The following is a 22158-nucleotide window of genomic DNA, read 5'->3' on the forward strand; positions in this document are numbered from 1 at the left end:
AAATATAAATTTGTAAGGTATATTTTGATTCAAAAATATTGAACCACATTCTTTTTCTGGACTAGACTTTAATTAGTGTGAATTGCAATGAAGACTATTTTTATAATAATTTAATATATTGATTATAAGATAATATTGTTTAATTTAAGGAGAAAGTGCATGAGTCACAAGAATGATTTTAAGGCTTTTTCTATTAGTGATAATGCAAATGTAGTCAGTCAGGAAGGATATGAAGAAAGTAAGGTGTTGATGACTGGGTTTCCACCGGATAATGTTCCCACTCACTTGTTAAATAAGGTATTACGTCAATCGTCAACAATATCATCAGTCATTGCTGATTTTATCGCGACACAATCTGGTGATGACATTCTGGATGATGGTGATATAGCCAAACTTACCACTCAATTAAATAAAGCGTTAGAACAAAAATTCGCAACAGAAATTCCTGGTGCTTCATTAATACAAAAAGGTGTTGTTCAACTGACTAATGAGGTCGGTAACAGTGATACATTGGCCGTGACGCAAAAATTGGCTCAGGAAATAGTAAGCTCACTGTATGAAAATATTAATGGCAGAGTGCCTAATAGTCGAAAAGTCAATGGTAAAGTGTTGACTGAGGATATCAATTTGAATGCGGCGGATGTGGGAACGTATTCTAGGGAAGAAATAGATAGACAAAATAAAGAAGCTAGTAATATTCCTGTTGGTGTTCCAATTCCGTGGCCGTTGCCCTATCCACCTATCGGCTATCTCAATTGTAATGGTGCATTTTTTAATAAATTACAGTATCCGAAGTTAGCGGAAGTTTATCCTGACGGCAGATTACCTGATTTAAGAGGAGAATTTATCCGAGGATGGGATGATAGTCGAGGAGTTGATAGTGGACGTGAGATTTTGTCTTGGCAAGGAGATGCAATCAGAAACATTACAGGTGCAACTCACGCTATACATGCTCAGATGTTCGGTGCTCCCCAGACGCCTGTTTTGAATGGTGTCATGGAGTCGTCACTATTTGCTATGTCAGAAACACGTTCAGCAAATATCGGTAGTAGTACTAATCTTACAATTTTTGACATTGATGCATCTCGCACTGTGCCAACTGCGAATGAAAACCGTCCCCGTAACATAGCATTTAATTATGTAGTGAGAGCAGCATGCAGCATAATGGCCGAACAAAAAGATTCTTTAGAATCTGAAGTGGCAGTATTAGGTAAAGATGGGTTAGCAGAAAAGGCCGGCTGGCTGACAATTTATCATGTTGCACCATATTCCCGTGAGTTTATTTTCGCTCGCCCGGAATATCTAATGGAGGGAGTAGGGCTACCAGCTAGTTCCTATACTGATGCGCCAGAATTTCCAGATTATGATGACAAAGCGGTTTGTCGCAGTGAAGATGGTAAATATTGGGAAATTGTACCTGATTACCGAGGGAAAACAGCTTACAACACGCAAACTCGTTTGCCTGTTGAGGTAACAGAAATCGGTGAATTATCAGATACGCTAACATTCAAGAAACCTGCTACTCATTTTGATAAGTGGACCGGAAAAGAATGGGTCACTGATGAAGCTGCAATAAAAGCCAGTCAGATTGAACAGGCAGAACAACAGCGAGATACATTGCGTCAACATGCAAATGAAGTAGTTACATTATTGCAACATACTGTTGATGTTGAAATGGCAACAGAAGCAGAGAAAATAGCATTGATGGCTTGGAAAAAGTATTTTGTATTATTGAGCCGTGTCGATATTCTGCAAGCTCCAGATATTGAGTGGCCGGAACAGCCAAGTAATTGAAGCCGGATAACCGGCTTTATTTTTTACGTTTTTTATGACTAACGATTTAAATGTGTCAATGAAAACAACGAACGTGTGTTTTATTAATATGGAAAACCTGATGACATTTCAGAACACGGTTGCTTAGATATTTTTATTCAGATGCCAAAAGGTTCATCTTGGAACTTAAAACAGAAGAAGTCATTGGAAGGGATAGAAGAAATAAAAGAGAAATAATTTCCAAATGTTAAATATAAATTTGAGGGTATATTTTAGATTTTAAAATGCTGAACTACTTATTACTGCCAATGATACAAAAACGGTTAAACTTATAAGTAATAAGAACACTGTGTTATTTTTTTCCTGAACTAGACTTTGATTAGCATGAATTACAGGAGATTATTTTTACAATAATTCAATATGTTGATTATAAAATAACATTATTTAATTTAAGGAAAATATATGAGTCACAAGAATGATTTTAAGGCTTTTTCTATTAGTAATAATGCAAATGTCATTAGTCAAGAAAAATATGAAGAAAACCAGAGTTTACAGACAGGATTTTCTCCGGAGAATGTTCCCACGCACTTATTAAATAAGGTGTTACGTCAGTCGTCAACCATATCATCTGTCGTCGCTGATTTTATCGCGACACAGTCTGGTAATGATGTTCTGGATGATGGAAATGTAGCCAAACTTACCGCTCAATTAAATAAAGCGATAGAACAAAAAATTACAACAGATATTCCCAGTGCCTCATTGACACAAAAAGGTGTTGTTCAGCTTACAAATGTGATTGGTAATAGCGACACATTGGCGGCCACACAAAAGCTTGTTCAGGAAGTAATAAATTCATTACGTGAAGAGATTAATATACCTGTGGGTTCTCCTATTCCTTGGCCGTTACCCCATCCACCTTTTGGTTATTTTATTTGTAATGGTTCACCTTTTAATAAATTACAGTATCCGAAGTTGGCGGAAGCTTATCCTGGCGGTAGATTACCTGATTTAAGAGGAGAATTTATCCGCGGATGGGATGATAATCGAGGTGTTGATGGTGGTCGTGGTCTTTTGTCTTGGCAGGGAGATGCAATCAGAAATATTACAGGGTCAACTCAAGTTATACATGCTCAGATGGGCGGTGCTCCCCAGACGCCTATTGTGTATGGTGTTATGGCATCGTCGCGATATGCTACGGCAGATACACGTTCAGCAAATGGCGGCAGTAGTACTGATCTTACATATTTTGACATTGATGCATCAAGACAAGTTCCAACCGCTAACGAAAATAGGCCCCGCAACGTAGCATTTAACTACATCGTAAGGGCAGCATAATTCTAGTGGCTGTAGCCGTTTGCAGTAAGAATAAAGCCGGTTATTCCGGCTTTATTGAGGCTGATCGAGCGGATATTGACACTAGCAATGCTGGCTTATGCACTAATTCGTTATCACTGCATAATAAAAGTAAATTTTTTAGTTTTGGTGGAACCATTCTTCCCATTCAGGAACTACAATAATAAAAGCATCAGCATTCATCAAAGATTCTGGTATTAAACTCCATTCATGCCATTTAGGATCTTTTACTTCATTCCAAATTGACTCATCCCATATTGGTATGTTTAAATGTTTTTTTATTTATTTCAAGTGAATCTAAGAAATCACCGACTTTATCTGAATTAGAATGCGATCTATGGCTTTCTGAAATAATTCCCAATTTCATTATGTTTCCTCACGTTATATATTTTGAATACCTTTTAACACCAATATTAAAAACCAATTTTGCTATAAAAATTAAAATCAATGTGACCAGAGTTTGAATAAAAAGCCATTTCATACTCATTATTCCACTTGCTACTGAAGCTGGAATACCAGTTATATACCCGTTATCTTTCAAGTTGCCTCTTTGTTGGCTGCACTCGCTCACCCCGGTCATATAGTTTGCTATGCTCCCGGGGATTCACTCCCTTGCCGTCGCGATGCATCTTGAAATCCATAGGGTATATAAACAATAGATTATTTTAATATTACTTATCGCTGTGCGATTTTAAAGGGAGAGGAATATTATTACGTACTTGTTTTTGCATTTTCATATTTTATTTCCAATTTAGATAAGTTTATTTTTAAATTACAGGATAACATGATGTTAATTATCCACCACATAATTTGTATTAAAATTAGCATTTATTGTCAAATTAGAAAACATGTTTGTTAACAAAAATTTTGAACTACATAACAGAACGGACTCCTTATTAGATGTTATACTTACTTTTTTATGTAAAAGGTTAAAACCATCAGCTTCAAAAATATAATGTGCCGTATTTATGCCATTAAATGCCATTTTTTAGCTTTATGAATGCTGAATGCTGAATGCTGAATGCTGAATGCTGAATGCTGAATGCTGAATGCTGAATGCTGAATGCTGAATGCTGAATGCTGAATGCTGAATGCTGATTGCTGAATGCTGAATGCTGAATGCTGATTGATATTATATTAAATAATTTATTTTAGGGCTTTATTATTCATGTTTTTTATGTTTTTTATGTTTATAAAAAATTTATTCCTTGGTTGAAAATGTTATTAAAGCTAGTTATTTATGGAAAATAGATTATCTGATTAACTATTCATATTTTTATCTATCTTTTTCTGGATATATAAGCATTAACAAAGTCAATTTTCATTTCTCATTTCTCATTTCTCACTGATGGTTTTATGATGGATGGGTTTTAAACGATGGTTAAAAGTCATAGTTTTAACTCTTGGATTTAATCGGTATAAAAGGTTTTAATAGTTTTTTTACCATTTTTCACGTCTACTTTTTATTAATTTTAATCATTATGGTATATCGTATTTTATGTTTAAAAAACATTAATCATACCTGATTTTTATCTTTATTAATGAAGTATTACTGGCAATCTTGAGTAGTTTTCATCAGTCGCTACCCTTTATGTTTTTTCGGGCAATCAAGCTTTTTTCAGGGCTTAAATCTTGCCACATTAACCGTTTTGTCCATTTTTTTATTTTGCTACCTTTTATGTCTTTCTTCATAAAATAATGGCGATAAAACGCTTAAATACCAGTTGGTTGGATAATATTTCTTTTGTGTTCTAATTTCTTTTTAACTCACTACTAATGGCTAATAGACCTCGATTTAATTCAATTAACTATCTTTCTAAAAAACGCAATTATTATTGATTTGAATTCGCTGTTAAAAAGATGATAAACCCGTAAAACGACTCTCATTCTGAGGATTTTCCTATTTTTAAAATTGAAAAATAATTTAATAAAAAGCTTTAATAGAACATCTTTTACAAATATAATAATGTTTTCTGTTTTCTGTTTTCTGTTTTCTGTTTTCTGTTTTCTGTTTTCTGTTTTCTGTTTTCTGTTTTCTGTTTTCTGTTTTCTGTTTTCTGTTTTCTGTTTTCTGTTTTCTGTTTTCTGTTTTCTGTTTTCTGTTTAGCTATCACAGACAAAATATTTCGTAATAAATTACTATAAATTGGTTATTTTGTTTAGTATGTTAAACAAGTGCGGGCAAATTTTCGGGATAAAAACCAAAATTTTCGCTTTTTAGAACCATATACTAAACAGAGAGCCAGAGCAATGAACCAGTATATTGATTTTAATTCAACTATTTATCCGTTCCCACCCAAACCTGCTTTTCTCAGTAAGGATGAAAAAAAACATTGCCGTGAAAAAATTAAACGCCTTCTGAAACAGCAGGATGCTGTTATGGTTGCACATTATTACACCGATCCTGAGATCCAAGCTTTAGCTGAAGAGACAGGAGGGTGTGTTGCAGATTCATTGGAAATGGCACGTTTTGGCAATAATCATCCGGCCTCTACTTTGTTAGTTGCCGGTGTGCGATTTATGGGAGAAACCGCTAAAATCCTTAACCCTGAAAAGCGTGTTTTAATGCCAACGTTGGAAGCTGAGTGTTCTCTAGATCTTGGTTGCCCTGAAAAAGAGTTCACCCAGTTTTGTGATAACAATCCTGATCGTACCGTAGTGGTTTATGCAAATACATCAGCAGCCGTTAAAGCACGAGCGGATTGGGTTGTGACTTCAAGTATTGCTGTTGAACTGATCGATTATCTGGATAATCAGGGAAAGAAGATAATTTGGGCACCCGATCGCCACTTGGGGAATTATGTCCGTAAACAAACAGGAGCCGATATTCTTTGTTGGCAGGGGGCTTGTATTGTTCATGATGAATTTAAAACTCAGGCTTTGCTAAGGATGAAAGGTCTGCATCCCGATGCTGCGGTATTGGTTCATCCTGAGTCACCGCACGCTGTTATTGATCTGGCTGATGCTATTGGTTCGACCAGCCAATTAATCAAAGCAGCGCAATCTTTGTCGCATCAGAAACTGATTGTGGCAACAGATAAAGGCATTTTTTATAAAATGCAGCAAGCGTGTCCTGAGAAGCAGTTATTTGCAGCACCTACGGCTGGAGAAGGCGCGAGTTGCCGTAGCTGTGCTCATTGTCCATGGATGGCAATGAATGGTTTACAAGCCATCGTTCAGGGGTTGGAACAGGGAGGGGTTCAGCATGAGATATTGGTTGAAAAAGAATTACGGGAAAAGGCACTTATTCCTTTAAATAGGATGCTTGATTTTGCAACTCAGTTAAAATAGAAAATTGAATAATGAGAGTAATATTTTATTGTATACCCTATAGATTTCAAGATGCACCGCGACGGCAAGGGAGCGAGTCCCCGGGAGCATAGATAACTATGTGACCGGGGTGAGTGAGTGCAGCCAACAAAGAGGCAACTTGAAAGATGACGGATATAGATAATAATAGGATATAACAGATGGATTTTTTCAGTATTAACAACATATTAGTAAATATACCTCTGGGAAAAGGAGGGTATGATTTATCGTGGATTGAAGCGGTAGGTACGATTGCTGGCTTGTTATGTATTTGGTTTGCCAGTCAGGAGAAGATAATTAACTATTTGTTTGGGCTAATTAATGTCACATTATTTGCGGTGATTTTCTTCCAAATTCAACTTTATGCCAGTTTATTGCTGCAATTATTCTTCTTTGCGGCAAATATTTATGGTTGGTATGCTTGGAGTAGGGTTAATGATCAGCAGCAGATTGAACTTAAAATACGTTGGTTAAGTTTGAATAAGGCGGTAATAATTAGTCTAATTTCTGTGCTATTGATTGCCATTATGACTTTTAATATTGATCGAGTCTTTGGCTATCTGACTCAGATTGCCGTTACGATTATGCAAAAATTTGGCTTTAATGTTCAGATGCCGATATTGGAGCCCGATGCATTCCCATTCTGGGATTCGACAATGACAGTGCTATCTATTGTGGCAATGATTCTGATGACCCGCAAATATGTCGAAAACTGGCTGGTGTGGATAGTTATCAATGTGATAAGCGTTGTTATCTATTTCCATCAAGGTGTGCTGGCAATGTCGTTGCAGTATGTGATTCTCTTGGGCATTGCATTTAATGGCTCCCGTTTATGGATTCAGGCAGCTAAGGAAAACCATTCTTTGCCATTATCTCATATGAAATAGTTTCCTGATTATGCCAGAGAATTGTTTTGTCGATTTCTGGCATATTTTTAGGTATTTACTTTGATAATTCTCATTTCTAAAGATATTTCAACCATAAGAATAGAGCTAACCACATATTGACAATATCTTGCTATGTTTTGAGTTAAGCATTGATTTATTTATTCTCTGCAAAGAATATTTACAGTTTGGCTTCTAACAGTTAGATTAAAATCACAAGATTGCTTTAATTAAATATGCAAAGATGTTAGATGAGAGAGGGTTATGAATTATCAGAATGATGATATAAGAATTAAAGAGATAAAAGAATTATTACCTCCTGTGGCACTACTTGAAAAATTTCCAGCGACTGAAAAGGCTGCATTTACAGTACGTAAGGCTCGCAAAACGATTCATCAAATTCTGACGGGGGAGGATGATCGTCTGTTGGTTGTGATTGGGCCATGTTCTATTCATGATCCTAAAGCAGCAATGGAATATGCCGGGCGGCTGAATGAATTGCGTGAGGAGCTGAAAGAGGATCTGGAAGTTGTCATGCGAGTTTATTTTGAGAAACCGCGTACAACCATTGGCTGGAAAGGGTTAATTAATGATCCTCATATGAATCATAGTTTTGATATTAATGATGGTTTGCGTTTAGCTCGTCAGTTGTTACGAGATATTAATGACATGGGGCTACCGGCTGCGGGTGAATATCTGGATATGATTTCTCCACAGTATTTAGCCGATTTGATGAGTTGGGGAGCGATTGGCGCGCGTACAACGGAATCTCAAGTCCATCGTGAGTTGGCTTCTGGTCTTTCTTGTCCAGTTGGTTTTAAAAATGGTACCGATGGTGCGATAAAAGTTGCTATTGATGCGATTAATGCGGCGGGTTCCCCTCACAGTTTCCTTTCTGTCACTAAATGGGGACATTCCGCGATTGTGAATACCAGCGGAAACAACGATTGTCATATTATCTTGCGTGGTGGTAAAGAGCCAAATTACAGTTCTGAACATGTCGCTGCCGTAAAGCAAGATTTGGAAAAAGCCGGTTTGTCGGCAAGAATTATGATTGATTTTAGTCATGCCAATAGTTCCAAACAATTTAAGAAGCAGATGGATGTGTGTTCAGATGTAAGTCGGCAGATTATCGCAGGGGAGAAAGCGATTATCGGAGTGATGGTAGAAAGTCATTTGGAAGAAGGAAATCAGAACCCGGATAGTGGTCTGCCATTGGTATATGGCAAAAGTATTACTGATGCTTGCATTGGTTGGGCTGACACTGAAATTTTGTTACGTCAATTGTCGTCGGCAATAAAAGCGCGTCGTGGCTGATAACATTTTTCCAATGTAAAAAAACCGGAATCGACAACTCCGGTTTTTTATGTTTGCTGGAAAATAGGGTGTCAGCAGTTTGTTATAGGCAATGAATTATTTCGCCTTACCTTGGTTTGCTACAGCCGCGGCTTTTGCTGCGATTTCATCAGCGTTACCCAGATAGTAATGTTTGATTGGTTTCATGTTTTCGTCGAATTCATAAACCAGAGGTACTGCTGTTGGGATGTTTAGCTCAAGAATAGTTTCTTCGCTCATATTATCCAGATATTTAACCAAAGCACGCAAAGAATTACCGTGCGCTGCGATAATCACTTTTTCACCTTGAGCAACACGCGGTTTGATAACTTCTTCCCAGTAAGGGATCACGCGTTCAATAGTCGTCGCCAGGCTTTCAGTCACGGGTAACTCTTCTGGCTTCAGATTTGCATAACGTGGATCATGGCCTGGGAAACGTTCATCATCTTTAGTTAAATCTGGTGGGGTGATAGCAAAACCACGACGCCATAGTTTAACCTGATCATCGCCGTATTTAGCTGCGGTTTCTGATTTGTCCAAACCTTGCAGAGCACCATAATGACGTTCATTTAGTTTCCAGCTTTTTTCAACAGGTAACCACTGTTGATCAACCTGATCCAGAATGTTCCACAGCGTATGGATAGCGCGTTTTAGCACGGAGGTGTAGGCAAAATCAAAAACAAAACCTTCTTCTTTCAACAGTTGCCCTGCTTGTTGAGCTTCGGCGCGACCTTTTTCAGATAACGCGACGTCAGTCCAGCCAGTGAAACGGTTCTCTCTGTTCCACTCGCTTTCGCCATGTCTTACCAGAACCAGTTTAGTGACAGCCATAGCTTAAACTCCTTAAAAATCAAACTCAATGATAACTGAGCGCATTATATTGCCCTATGCACTAGAACAGCAATCAATAGTCTTGTTTCAAACTTTATTTGCTTGAAAAGCTGAATTTCTTGCAGATTGCTGAATAGATACCGGGCAAGTTTGACACGTTTATAGTGCGGTCACCAACTTGATTGGGTAAGTAAAGAACAGCAAATGAACTAAGTTGAGTGCGAAATGGAACCCAACAGCGACCCACAGACGGCCACTCCACATCCATGCTAGCCCATATATTAATCCGGCAAGTGTAGCAAACATCATCAGTAATGGGCCGCCGGCGAAGTGTGCGCCACCAAAAATCAAAGCGGTGATGATCAGGGCAAAATAGGGGTTAATCCACTGACTTAACCTCTGTTGGATATAGCCACGGAATAGCGCTTCTTCTGCCAGAGAAACGAAGAAAATATTGGCCAATATAAACATCGGTAACCATTGTGGCATGTGCAGTTCAACTGCGAGTCCTCCGAGAGCCGTTGCTATGCTTAACAATACAGGAATAACAATAGCTAAGATTATCCATGCATAAGGTCGAATTTTGGTCAGTGGCTTTGTTGTAAATAGGCTAGGCATGCAACATAACAGCAGGAAAGGAATGAGTGCTTTGTCAAAGTTGAAATACATTGAGAATGGGGCACTATGAGGGCCTACCTGAACTTTATCGAGATATTTCAGATTATTAAAACCTGGGAGCAGATGTAGGAGTAATGCCACTGCAAAGGCGAGTAATAGCAGTTCAGTTGTGATTTTAATGATGTTATTTTGTTGAAAATAGATACGTAGCGCACCTAACAAAAAAATAATTGCAATAGTGGCGATTGCCGGATAAATCATAGTTTGTGTGACAAATCCGGTAATAACTGCGGCCAGTAGAGCAATCAGTGCAGTAGTGCGGTGTATAGCTAATAATGCTAGTGATGTAGCAAGTAAACCCCAAATCATATAATTTCCCTTTATTTTTAACAAATTAAAAAAGGATCTGAAAAGCAGATCAAAAATTGGTGATGGATGTTATTTAGTGAGCGAAAATAATAATGCATGATAACTAAATTGCGATGTTTTTTCACTGGTCGAAGCTCTCATGCTGGTAATAATCGTTCCTTAATTCAGATTATTTGGTCAAGGATTAATCACCTTATTAAGGTACTAATAGAAATGGCTGTGATGGAGATTGGCTAGACTCATAAGTAAGATCCCCGCATAACGGGGAACTATTAGAAATCAATCAGAAACTTTCTCCGTTTTGTAGCGGTATAGATCACCATCAGGAATAAATATCAGTCGGTGAGTAATGCATTGCGGCGCATCTTCCTGATGATGAGAAACAAACAGTAGTTGAGTATCGCCATCAGTGATCATGACATCAATAAAACGTAATACTAACTGGCGGTTGAGTGGATCAAGCCCCTGGAGAGGTTCATCAAGGATTAATAAAGCCGGATGTTTAACCAGTGCGCGAGCTATCAGAACAAGTTGTTGTTGTCCCCATGAAAGGCTGTGAAACGGGCCGTTGGCAATCTGAACAGATAATCCCAATAAAGCCAGCCATTCATCAGCAAGTTGCTGCTGGCGATCTGATACTGTCTGATAAAGACCAATTGAATCGAAGAAACCGGACAGAATCACATTACGAACGCTGATGCTGACACGATATTCCAGATGAATGCTGTTGCTAATATAGCCAATATGGCGTTTGATATCCCAAATGGTTTCGCCGCTACCGCGTTGACGGCCAAACAGGATCAGCTCATTACTGTAGCCTTGAGGGTGATCTCCAGTAATCAGACTCAGAAGCGTTGATTTTCCGGCACCATTTGGGCCAATAATTTGCCAATGTTCACCTGGATTCACTTGCCAATCTAGCCCATGCAAAATTGGCTGATCATTATATTGAATGATACCGTTACGTAGGATAATCAGAGGCTGATCGGACGGTAGCTGATTATCGACAGGAAATTCATCTGTTTCAGGTAAATGAATACCGTCCAATTTTTCACTGTGCGCCAGTTGAGCCACCAATGAATCTGCCATCACTTTTTCTTTGGTGCCAACAGAGGTTAGCTGGCAATCCGCTAGTACGCCAATCTGATCAACAAAATCTGGGATTTCACTGAACCGGTTAAGGATAAGTGCCAAAACGATTCCTTTTGATGACAATTTTTCCAGTAATTCAGCGAGTTGACCACGGGAAAATAGATCAAGACCATTAAAAGGTTCATCCAGAATCAGCAAATCAGGTGAAGCCATCAGTGCCTGGCAAAGTAATGTCTTGTGGGTTTCACCAGTAGAAAGATATTTAAAACGACGGGAAAGTAGATCCATAATACCGAACTGTTTTGCCAGTTCCAGGCAAAGTTCATTATCTTTATGATAAAGCTGGATAATTTCTGCCGCAGTGCGGCCGGTATCATCTTCATCATCACTGAGCATATCAGTATTATTGCGTTGCCATTCTTCTTCCGTCAGTTTTTGTAATTGTTCTAGAGAGACGCGGGCGCACCTGCGAAATGAGCAATTTCGTTCGCCGGAAAGTAGGACTAATTCATTTGAAAGCGCACGGGCCAATGATGATTTTCCGCTACCATTAGCGCCAATAAAAGCCCAATTTTCGCCAGAGGCTATTTTTAGTGATGATAACTGCAAGGTACGAGTATCACTTAAACGGAAACAGCCTTGCGTTATTTGCAATTCAGACATCTTTTATTCCTTTTTAAGCAACGCAAATATCTTTCCACAAATAAGCGGAATGCCGAGGAATGTCAATATTAACTTTTAATTAACATTTAATATCGGACACTAGGGGATGTGTAAGGTACATAACACCATAATATTCCTGGATATTTCGAATTATTCAGTGATAATAGAGTCAATTCTTAACACAGAGTTGCAATAATTACTTGGTCAGCATTAAAAAGTGCAGTGATTTTATCTCCAGAATGTAGTTTCAGGTTATTTGCTTCTTGATTGGGCAGAGTAGAACAGAGGATTTCACCGCCATCAAGAACAATAATAATTTCTGTGTTCTCTTCGCTCGTTTCAATTTTACTGATAAGCCCTGTCAGGGTATTGTCGAAATGACCGATAGAGAACGGCTCTTTAGTGAGTTTTACCCAAGGTGCTTTAATGAGCGCCAATACCTCTTTACCTTTTACCAAGCCAAGACGGTTAGCGCTTTGTTCTGTTAATGCCGCATTCAGTGATGTTTGACCATCTGTCAGCAAGATGCGGATATGTTGCTGCACCTGATTATGGTCACGGTCAGTAATTGTGCCAAAGAATTGGTTACGGGCGCTGGTTTGCAGAGAAAAACGGGAAATGGCCGCTAACAGACTGTCGAGGGGAAGTTGGTCATCTTTTAGCACATCAAAGGCTTTTTGCTGAATTTGTGTCAGTAGATCGTAAAGTTGCAATAGACGTTCGCCATAATGGGTAAGATTTGTCCCGCCGCCTCCTTTACCACCGGTAGCACGGTCTACCAGTATTTCGTCTGCTAGCTGATTCATTTCGTTAATTGCGTCCCAAGCGCTTTTATAACTGATGCCGGCCAGTTTTGCTCCCTGACTGATAGAACCCGTTGTTTTAATCTGTTTTAGTAATAATATTCGCCGTGGATCTGCGAATAACCGTTGTTGTAATTTCAGTGTCAGTAGAATTTCGGCTTGCATGATAGTTTTTTTTAGTAAATATAATCGTAAATTTTGATAGGCTAACCCGAAAAACGCACGTTTAGCCGGTTACTGTTGTCTGTCTTTGTCTAGAATGGTACTAATTATAGCGGTATTACCCGCTATGGTTAAAAATGTGTTATGTTGCTGGCTCATTTAATGAGCCATTGTGTGAGGCTACCATGTTTGAGTTGATTAAAAGTATGGCTTTCGCCCTGGTCATGGTACCGGTAGTGACGGCCGGAATTTTAGGTTTAATTTATGGTCTTGGGGAACTGTTTAATATCGTTTCCCGTATTGGTCGTTCTGAAAAGTAAAACTAATATTTCTTTTACACCAGATGCTATTCTGATTACCCGGTGATTAACCGGGTAATTTGTCTTAATTAATCATAATCAATTCCATTTTATTCATTTGGTTTTCCTATTACAGTATTTTACTTCGAATTAAATTAGATAGTAAAAGTTGCTCACAGTTTGCCGATTAATATTGGAACACTCTTCCAATTGACGTTATATCTTGTTATACACGATGAACTAATAGGTAAGAAGCAGGTGGAAAACAAATGAAAAAGAGTTTTGGCAAACTGCTAGTCGGCGTTGTCGTTTCTTTTGCTTTAACGTGGCAAGCGTGGGCTACGGAAAAAGTCACGTTATTCGCTGCCGCCTCGTTGACTAATGCACTTGATGATATTGCGGCGCTGTATAAGCGAGAGAAAAAAGGTGAAGTGGTGGCTTCTTATGCCGCCTCTTCCATTTTGGCTCGCCAGATTGAGCAAGGTGCGCCGGCAGATATTTTTATTTCCGCTGATCAACAGTGGATGGATTATGTTGCCGGGAAGAAACTGATTATTGATGAAACTCGGTTGACTATGTTGGGCAATCAACTCGTTCTGATTGCACCGAAAGCGAGTAAACTCAATAAAGTTGATATTAATAAAGAAACCAAATGGAAATCCTTATTAGAGGATGGTCGTCTTGCTGTTGGTGATCCAGATCATGTTCCAGTGGGTATTTACGCTAAAGAGTCTCTGCAATATTTAGCAGCATGGGAGAAGGTTAATCCTCTGCTGGCGCGTACCAGCAATGTGCGCAGTGGTTTGGCGCTGGTGGAACGTGCTGAAGCCCCATTGGGCATTGTTTATGGTTCGGATGCCGTTGCCAGTGATAAAGTCAAAGTGGTGGGAATTTTCCCGGCAAAGAGCCACAAACCGATTGAATACCCAATGGCGATTATCAAAGATCATAGTAATCCCACCGTTCTCGATTTTTATGAATATTTGAAAACCCCTAAAGCCGTTGAAATTTTTAAACGTTATGGTTTTCACCCACTTTAGGAATAAATTTTTTGGCGATGTTGAGTGAATACGAATGGCAAGCCATCATCCTGAGCCTGAAAGTGTCCGGTATGGCAGTGTTACTTAGTCTGCCATTTGGGATCTTGATGGCATGGATTCTTGCTCGTTTCCAGTTTCCCGGTAAATCATTACTTGACAGCATTATCCATCTGCCGCTGGTGTTACCACCCGTGGTAGTGGGTTATTTGCTGCTGATCAGTATGGGACGTCGTGGATTTATCGGTGAATGGTTATATGACTGGTTTGGCATCAGCTTTGCGTTCAGTTGGCGTGGTGCTGCGCTGGCTTCTGCTATTGTTGCTTTTCCGTTGATGGTCAGGGCGATACGTCTGGCGCTGGAAGGTGTTGATCGGCGGTTGGAGCAGGCTGCTCGTACTTTGGGCGCGAATCCTTTTAAGGTATTTTTTACTATCACATTGCCGCTCTCTTTGCCTGGGGTTATTGTGGGTACTGTGTTGGCATTTGCCCGTTCATTGGGTGAATTTGGCGCAACTATCACTTTTGTATCCAATATTCCAGGCGAAACGCGGACGATCCCTCTGGCAATGTATACCTTGATTGAAACACCTGGAGCAGAAACGGCTGCGGCTCGTTTGTGCATCATTGCCATTATTCTAGCGTTGATGTCACTGATGGTTTCTGAATGGCTAACCCGTTGGGGAAGGAGACGTTTGGGAGCAACATGTTAGAGCTAGATTTTGAGCAACAACTTGGTGATCTTCATTTACAGGTCAATACACAGCTACCTACTGAGGGGATCACGGCTGTTTTTGGTCTTTCAGGCGCTGGGAAAACTTCACTGATAAATGTTATTGCCGGCTTGATACGCCCGCAGAAAGGGCGGATTGCCCTTAATGATCATGTGTTGGTAGATATTGGAAAAGGTATCTGCTTGCCATCAGAGCAGCGTCGTATAGGCTATGTTTTTCAGGATGCCCGGCTTTTTCCTCACTATCGAGTAAAAGGTAATCTCCAATACGGGATGTCTCCGGAGATGAAGCCAGAATTTGATAGCATTGTTAGTTTGCTAGGAATTGGGCACTTACTATCACGTTTTCCTCTTACCTTGTCCGGCGGTGAAAAGCAGCGGGTTGCTATTGGTCGTGCTTTATTGACGGCACCGGGTCTGTTGTTAATGGATGAACCGTTGGCATCGCTGGATCTCCCCCGTAAAAGAGAACTACTGCCTTATCTTGAAAAGCTTTCTGAAGAGGTCAACATCCCGATTTTATATGTCAGCCATAATCTGGATGAGATTCTTCGTCTGGCAGAAAATGTACTCGTCATGGATAACGGAAAAGTCAGGGCAACGGGAAAATTGGAAGAGGTTTGGTCCAGTAGTGCATTACGTCTTTGGTTACAAAAAGAGACGCTTAGCAGTATTCTGAATGTTTCAATGGTTGAACACCATAATCGTTATGAAATGACAGCGGTGGCATTAGCTGACCAGGCTTTATGGTTGCCGAAAATTGATGTTCAACCGGGAACCTATTTGCGTATCAGAATAGATGCTTCAGATGTTTCATTGGTACTGGAACCTCCTCGCGGCAGTAGTATCCGTAATATTTTAGCGGTGAAAGTGGTTGAGTTCTTTGATGATGATGGACACGTTGATGTCAAATTGGTGTTGAGTGGCCACTATTTATGGGCAAGGGTCACTCCATGGGCAAGGGATGAACTTAATTTGCGGTCTGGGCAGTGGCTTTATGCTCAGATAAAAAGTGTTTCTCTTAATCGGCAACTGTAGTCTCTGCTATAAATAACAACGGGGAGCTTATCGGAGGGTTCCCCGGACAGTCATTTTGTCAGACAAGCAATTAAAGGACATACTTGCGAATAACTTCGGCAATACCTGACTGAGTATTATCCAGTGTTACCAGATCGGCTTGTTCTTTAATCGCATCCACACTGTTACCCATAGCGACACCGAGTCCAGCGGCTTTCAGCATGCTCAGATCATTAAAGTTATCACCAAAAGCAATGACATCTTTCATCTTCATTCCCTGTGATTCAACCCACTGTTTCAAGCGCATACCTTTGCTGTTACCTTTCTTGGTAATATCCACTTGATCGAACCATGACCATTCACACGAAAGACCTGTGTCATTTGCGATTTGTGCAGTCACTTTCCTCAGTTTTGCCAAATCAGGAGAACAGGTTGCAAATTTCCAGATAGACTGTACTTCGTCAATAGCATGTTGAAAGCTATTAACATGTCGCATAGTTGGGCGTTGAGATTCAGGTAGGGTTTCAGACCATTTTATGGTACGGACAACTGTGTCATACGGTTCTTCATATAACATGGCATCATCTACATACATCAGACGGTGAATATCTGTGTTTTTTAAGTGGGTGAGAACTTTTGTAGCTTCCTGAGTTGACAGTGGGTCTGAGGCTAAAACTTTCTTTTCATGGTAATCATACAGATAAGTACCATTACAGCAGATGGCAGGAGTGTCGAGTTGCAAAGCCTGATAAAAAGGGTGGATAGCAACATGATGACGGCCAGTGGCAATTAGCACCTTAATACCAGCTTTACGTGCTTCATTTAGTACAATGAGTGATTCTGGCAGGATATTTTTTTGAGGATCAAGTAGTGTACCATCCAGATCCAGTACAATGATGCGATATGACATAAATTAGCCTCATAACTATATATAATGTAAGGATATTACATTAGAACTGAATAAAGCTACACCAATTGTGCGGTGAGTTTAACCGATAAAACCAATCGAGTCGTTACAGCACAATAAAATGGTAATGGATAATTAAGGAGTGAAGATGAAACAAGTGGTTTATACGGCGAGTCCAAACAGTTGTCAGATTCATGTTTGGAGCTTGAATAATGAAGGTGAGTTATCACTCATTCAGACAGTTGATGTACCGGGGGAAGTACAACCCATGGTGGTTAGCCCGGATCGTAAACATCTTTATGTTGGCATCCGACCACAATTCAGTATTGTCACTTACCAGATTGGCTCTAGTGGGGAACTGGTACAACAGGGGATTTCATCAATACCGGGTAGCCCGACTCATATCTCTACTGATAAACAGGGCCGTTTTCTATTCTCTGCCTCCTATAGTTATAACAATTTGAGTGTTAGCCTAATTGATGATCAAGGTATTGTGGGCGAACCTGTTCAGGTTATTGCAGGCTTGCAAGCACCGCATTCGGTTAATATTGACTGGGATAATAAACAACTATTGGTTCCTTGTCTGAAAGAAGATCGCATCCGTATTTTTGAGATGGCAGAAGAGGGCTATCTAACAGAAAAACGCGCTGAGGAAATCACTACGGCAATGGGTGCGGGTCCTCGTCATATGGCATTTCATCCAAATCAGCAGGTGATTTATTGTATTAATGAACTGGATTCTACGGTGGATGTTTATCGCAAGTGGGAAAAATACCGGCTTATTCAGACGATTGATTCATTGCCGGCGGATTTAGCGGGTGTTCGTTGGTCTGCTGATATTCATATTACACCGGATGGTCGTCACCTTTATACCAGTGAACGGACTTCAAGTTTGATCAGCCATTTTGTTATTTCACAAGATGGTTCTAATTTGACGCTGGCTGGGCACTATAAAACTGAAACTCAGCCGCGAGGTTTTGCTATCGATCATAGCGGAAAATACCTAATTGCATCAGGTCAAAAGTCTGACCATATTTCAGTTTCTTCTATAGATAAATATACCGGTGAATTAACTGAATTAGCGCGTTATTCGGTTGGCAAAGGTCCGATGTGGGTTACTGTGCTGGCCCTGTGAATCTGGTAGACATTTATGTAAATAACCAGTAATTGTTAGAGCAAATTTGCGTTAATGCAACCGGACAGGTGCAAAAATGGTTTTCTGTGCTTGCCCGGTTACACTAAACTTACTCGCAAAATTTTCTGGTTATGTGAGTTTTAAAGTTTTTTGTAAAAATTTTCTATAAGCTTTTGAGTATTAAAATTGCTATTTTTGTCGGGTTATATACACAGAAATAAACTGGCACACAATTTTTTACTATAATTTGTTGCGACCATTTATGATTAACCACGCTGACGAAATTAAGCACGTTCAACATTCTTCGCGTTAGGATACTGATTTGGGCTTGCTTCTGGGCTAAATCGTACTAGTGTCCCAGTGTTGTAGTTTTGAATGCCATATTTCATGTCTTTAGAGCTAGCAAAAAATATATACCCGTTATCTTTCAAGTTGCCTCTTTGTTGGCTGCACTCGCTCACCCCGGTCACATAGTTTGCTATGCTCCCGGGGATTCACTCCCTTGCCGTCGCGATGTATCTTGAAATCCATAGGGTATAGCTTTATCCTTTTGGCTTTTTATCAAAGAATATCGGGTGTCGACGATCTTTATTATTTCTCCTATATGAGTAACATCTAGTTTATTTTCATCACCCCATCCTGTTCTTATTGGTAAAGATGATAACTCCGCTGATAATTGTTTATTTTTCCAAAGAGAATGAGCACTGCATAACTCACTCATTTTGATGTTATTTTCAATAATGGATAACAGTTTTAAATTAGATGGATTGATCCACCTGATAACCTTCAAGCACTTATCATAACTTTCAATAACCTTATTAATTATATGTTCTATTTGGTATGCATCTTTAGAGCGCCACAAAGGTTCATGATGTGACAACCGATTTCGGATTTTGTTGATTTCTTTTAATTCATTACCAATTCTATTAATAGAAAGAGGGCGATGGGTCTCGCTATGAAGGTCGGAGTGTGAAGAAATTTTTCGAAAAAGGCTCCCGGTTGGGTAATGTCAGTCAGTTAAGCAACTGACTGGCTGTTTTTCTGGGCTTTTCTGTATTTGTAAGGTCTTTCCTTTACTACCCTCGGGAAGGCTCTTTTTCTCCTTACCGGGAGCTTCACTAACTGCGCCATACTCTCCAGATCTCGCATCAGTTCAGGGATTCGACCCGACGAGGCACCCTGTAACGTCATCAGCATCCTCATCACTAGCCCGCACGATTCTGAGAAGCTCAGTTGATTCGGCCAGTAACCTTTCAGGCTTCCTGCCATCTTTATCATCTGATATCTCACCAGATTGTAGGCCAGCAGCACGCCCCATAACTCCTGCTCTACCAGTTCCGGTTTTTTACTCCTCAGCGTCAGCCTGTTCAGCTGCATTGTCTGTTTGATTTCTCGATAACCCAGCTCAATTTCCCAACGGTGGCTGTAAAGGTCTGCCATTTCCCCTCCCGGGTAGCGCATGCCGTCTGTCATTGAGGTCAGGACATGACAGAGTTTTCCTTTCCGGGTAAACGTCAGCAACCGGGCCGTCATGTCTTCTCCCAGGCCCGGCCATTTTTTCCGCGACTGAGGGCTGGTTTTCAGCCTGACCAGGGAATCACCTTTACCCAGCCGCCGTATCTCCTCGTACTGAGCCCCTTTTTTCAACGGTATCATCCAGTGACGATGCTCTCCCGCTTGATGCCAGGCATTCAGCAACCCCAGCGAGTAGTAACCTTTATCAAACAGGGTCAGGGTGTAGTCACCGGTCTGGTCTATCAGCTGCTCCGCCAGCGTATATTCACTTTCTTTCATCGTACCGAAGGCGGCTGCGGTTAACAGATGGCTGGTCAGCTCCATCTGGCAGACCATTTTTACCTGGGGATAAAGTCCCGGTTGCCCGCAGTAGGTTTGACGCGGGAAGGCGGCATCATTCTCCGGGGTATCCTGCGTTCGCCAGACCACCCCATCCACGGCCAGTAATGTCAGACCGCACCAGTGGGGATGAGTCACAGAGTCATGCCACATTTTTGCTGTTTGCGTAAATACACGACGGACAGCATCGCTTCCCAGGCGCTGACGAGCCTGAATAACGGCGCTGGGGGCAACGAAGGGGCGGTTGCCAGGCAGCATAATATCCAGACGGTTGACGATTTGATGAAGGGGCTCTTTGCGTTCCAGCGCCATGCCGACAATACACCAGACCATCATTTCCAGGGGGAGACGACGTTTGCGCAGGGTGACAGTGCCGGATTCGGCGAGGCAGCGGACGATAAGGTCAGGGTTGAGAAAATCTCCGAGAGAGGTTAGTGGGTTGCGGGTGGTGTCATAACAGGAAACGAGGTCAAGAGCTTGAGCAATACGCATAAAAAAATCCGGAAATAAGGAACATTTCCGGATTCTTACACAACCACTGGATCGTTCAACTGATCCTTAACTGATCGGCATTACTCCCGGTTGGGGGCCTTTTTTGATCGAGTTGAAATTCAGCTTTACTAACTGTTCGCAATAAATTCAGAAAAATTTTTTCAATAACAAAAAATCACAAATTAATTGCACCAGAGACAGCCTTTGTCAGACGTGAAAGTTGCTCTGGTTGAATAATATAAGGCGGCATCAAATAAATCAGCTTGCCAAATGGTCTTATCCAGACACCTTGAGAAACAAAATAGTGTTGTAGCACCGCCATATTCACGGATTGCTTCATCTCCACGACGCCAATTGCACCTAATACCCGAACATCAGCTACTTTTTCATGATGTTTTAGTGGCATCAATTCAGTCTTTAACTGGTTTTCAATTGATTTAATACGTTGTTGCCAAGGGCTTTGTAATAACAAGTTCAAACTGGCTTCTGCTACGGCGCAAGCTAATGGATTGCCCATAAACGTTGGGCCGTGCATAAAACAGCCTGCTTCACCATTGCTAATCGTTTCGGCTATCTTACGGGTTGCCAGTGTTGCTGATAGTGTCATATAACCACCTGTCAGCGCTTTTCCTACACATAAAATATCTGGCTCAATTTCAGCATGTTCACAAGCAAACAATTTTCCTGTGCGGCCAAAACCGGTGGCAATTTCATCTGCAATTAATAGAATCCGGTGCTGATCACAAAGCATTCTGACCTGACGCAGATATTCAGGATGATAAATTCGCATTCCTCCAGCACCCTGTACGATAGGTTCAAGGATCACCGCGGCAATATCACGGGAATGCTGCTCCAGCAAAGTGCGAAATGGCATGATATCCCGCTCGTTCCATTGAGAATCAAACCCGCACTGAGGCGATTCAGCGAACAGATGGGGTGGCAGATAGCCTTTGTAGAGATTATGCATTGAATTGTCGGGATCACAGACGGACATAGCGCCGAATGTGTCGCCATGGTAACCGTGGCGTAATGTCAAAATACGCTGGCGTTTCTCACCTTTTGCCTGCCAGTATTGCAATGCCATTTTCAGAGCCACTTCCACTGCGACAGAGCCTGAATCAGCCAGAAAAACACATTCCAATGATGGCGGGGAGATTGCCACTAATTGCCTGCAAAGTGCGATTGCGGGTGGATGGGTAATTCCACCAAACATGATATGGGACATCTGATCAATCTGAATTTTAGCGGCTTGGTTCAGTACCGGATGGTTATATCCATGAATGGCGGCCCACCAAGAAGACATACCATCCACTAGCTTACGGCCATCAGCCAACTCGATTTCCATCCCAGAAGCGCCAACAACAGGGTAAACCGGAAGAGGGTTGGTCATGGAGGTATAGGGATGCCAAATATGGTGTAGATCAAATTCAATATCAGAAGAAGTCATAAGGCTATACTGTCAACCAATTTTATTAAAATTGGTTGACAGTAT

General features: G+C 40.7%; 16 protein-coding genes and 2 pseudogenes. 11 read left to right on the top strand and 7 right to left on the bottom strand.

What is annotated here, in order from left to right:
• Positions 1 to 159: 159 nt before the first annotated feature.
• The 6 genes and pseudogenes from AACQ83_RS02805 to aroG all read left to right on the top strand — a co-directional run.
• A pseudogene (locus AACQ83_RS02805) lies at positions 160 to 1155 on the top strand (phage tail protein); the annotation flags it as partial.
• A gap of 282 nt (positions 1156 to 1437) precedes the next feature.
• Positions 1438 to 1794, top strand: a pseudogene (locus AACQ83_RS02810) (tail fiber assembly protein); the annotation flags it as partial.
• A gap of 441 nt (positions 1795 to 2235) precedes the next feature.
• Positions 2236 to 3108, top strand: coding sequence for a phage tail protein (locus AACQ83_RS02815; protein WP_112876175.1), 873 nt, complete (start codon positions 2236 to 2238; stop codon positions 3106 to 3108).
• 2268 nt (positions 3109 to 5376) lie between these two features.
• Complete coding sequence (nadA, locus tag AACQ83_RS02820) at positions 5377 to 6417, top strand: quinolinate synthase NadA (protein ID WP_112876174.1); 1041 nt, start codon at positions 5377 to 5379, stop codon at positions 6415 to 6417.
• A 179-nt stretch (positions 6418 to 6596) separates the two neighbouring features.
• The gene (gene pnuC, locus AACQ83_RS02825) at positions 6597 to 7322 is read left to right on the top strand and encodes a nicotinamide riboside transporter PnuC (protein ID WP_112876173.1); all 726 of its coding nucleotides are present in this window, start codon (positions 6597 to 6599) and stop codon (positions 7320 to 7322) included.
• Between the two features lie 261 nt (positions 7323 to 7583).
• Positions 7584 to 8636, top strand: a complete 1053-nt coding sequence (aroG, locus tag AACQ83_RS02830; protein ID WP_112876172.1) for a 3-deoxy-7-phosphoheptulonate synthase AroG — start codon at positions 7584 to 7586, stop codon at positions 8634 to 8636.
• 96 nt (positions 8637 to 8732) lie between these two features.
• Here the strand turns inward: aroG and gpmA are convergent, their stop codons facing one another.
• The 4 genes from gpmA to modE all read right to left on the bottom strand — a co-directional run bounded on the left by gpmA (position 8733) and on the right by modE (position 13195).
• Positions 8733 to 9485 carry a 2,3-diphosphoglycerate-dependent phosphoglycerate mutase gene (gene gpmA, locus AACQ83_RS02835; protein WP_112876171.1) on the bottom strand — a complete coding sequence of 251 codons (753 nt, stop codon included), beginning with the start codon at positions 9483 to 9485 and terminating at the stop codon, positions 8733 to 8735.
• Between the two features lie 159 nt (positions 9486 to 9644).
• Positions 9645 to 10469 (bottom strand): CPBP family intramembrane glutamic endopeptidase, encoded by an 825-nt coding sequence (locus tag AACQ83_RS02840; RefSeq protein WP_192880970.1) that lies wholly within the window; start codon positions 10467 to 10469, stop codon positions 9645 to 9647.
• A 282-nt stretch (positions 10470 to 10751) separates the two neighbouring features.
• A complete protein-coding gene (modF, locus tag AACQ83_RS02845) occupies positions 10752 to 12227 on the bottom strand; it encodes a molybdate ABC transporter ATP-binding protein ModF (protein WP_112876169.1) in 1476 nt (491 codons plus the stop codon).
• 176 nt (positions 12228 to 12403) lie between these two features.
• Positions 12404 to 13195 (bottom strand): molybdenum-dependent transcriptional regulator, encoded by a 792-nt coding sequence (gene modE, locus AACQ83_RS02850; RefSeq protein ID WP_112876168.1) that lies wholly within the window; start codon positions 13193 to 13195, stop codon positions 12404 to 12406.
• Positions 13196 to 13377: 182 nt separating this feature from the next.
• On the opposite strand from modE, the gene AACQ83_RS02855 reads away from it, so the two are divergent.
• The 4 genes from AACQ83_RS02855 (at position 13378) to modC (ending at position 16299) form a co-directional block, all read left to right on the top strand.
• On the top strand, positions 13378 to 13512 hold the full coding sequence (locus AACQ83_RS02855; RefSeq protein WP_112876254.1) for an AcrZ family multidrug efflux pump-associated protein: 135 nt from the start codon (positions 13378 to 13380) through the stop codon (positions 13510 to 13512).
• 248 nt (positions 13513 to 13760) lie between these two features.
• Positions 13761 to 14531, top strand: a complete 771-nt coding sequence (gene modA, locus AACQ83_RS02860) for a molybdate ABC transporter substrate-binding protein (protein WP_112876167.1) — start codon at positions 13761 to 13763, stop codon at positions 14529 to 14531.
• Positions 14532 to 14548: 17 nt separating this feature from the next.
• A complete protein-coding gene (gene modB, locus AACQ83_RS02865) occupies positions 14549 to 15241 on the top strand; it encodes a molybdate ABC transporter permease subunit (RefSeq protein WP_041380749.1) in 693 nt (230 codons plus the stop codon).
• The gene (gene modC, locus AACQ83_RS02870; protein WP_192880965.1) at positions 15235 to 16299 is read left to right on the top strand and encodes a molybdenum ABC transporter ATP-binding protein ModC; all 1065 of its coding nucleotides are present in this window, start codon (positions 15235 to 15237) and stop codon (positions 16297 to 16299) included. Before modB ends, modC begins: the two co-directional genes overlap by 7 nt.
• Positions 16300 to 16369: 70 nt before the next feature.
• Here the strand turns inward: modC and AACQ83_RS02875 are convergent, their stop codons facing one another.
• Positions 16370 to 17188, bottom strand: a complete 819-nt coding sequence (locus AACQ83_RS02875) for a pyridoxal phosphatase (protein WP_112876165.1) — start codon at positions 17186 to 17188, stop codon at positions 16370 to 16372.
• A 145-nt stretch (positions 17189 to 17333) separates the two neighbouring features.
• On the opposite strand from AACQ83_RS02875, the gene pgl reads away from it, so the two are divergent.
• Complete coding sequence (gene pgl, locus AACQ83_RS02880; protein ID WP_112876164.1) at positions 17334 to 18320, top strand: 6-phosphogluconolactonase; 987 nt, start codon at positions 17334 to 17336, stop codon at positions 18318 to 18320.
• Positions 18321 to 19337: 1017 nt separating this feature from the next.
• On the opposite strand, the gene AACQ83_RS02885 is transcribed toward pgl, so the two are convergent.
• Together AACQ83_RS02885 and bioA are read right to left on the bottom strand one after the other, a co-directional pair.
• Positions 19338 to 20666, bottom strand: a complete 1329-nt coding sequence (locus AACQ83_RS02885) for an IS4 family transposase (protein ID WP_112876163.1) — start codon at positions 20664 to 20666, stop codon at positions 19338 to 19340.
• 175 nt (positions 20667 to 20841) lie between these two features.
• Positions 20842 to 22113, bottom strand: a complete 1272-nt coding sequence (gene bioA / locus AACQ83_RS02890; RefSeq protein WP_112876162.1) for an adenosylmethionine--8-amino-7-oxononanoate transaminase — start codon at positions 22111 to 22113, stop codon at positions 20842 to 20844.
• Positions 22114 to 22158: the final 45 nt, after the last annotated feature.

Origin of the sequence: Photorhabdus sp. S10-54 (assembly GCF_963878145.1) — a bacterium.
GTDB lineage: Bacteria > Pseudomonadota > Gammaproteobacteria > Enterobacterales > Enterobacteriaceae > Photorhabdus > Photorhabdus kayaii.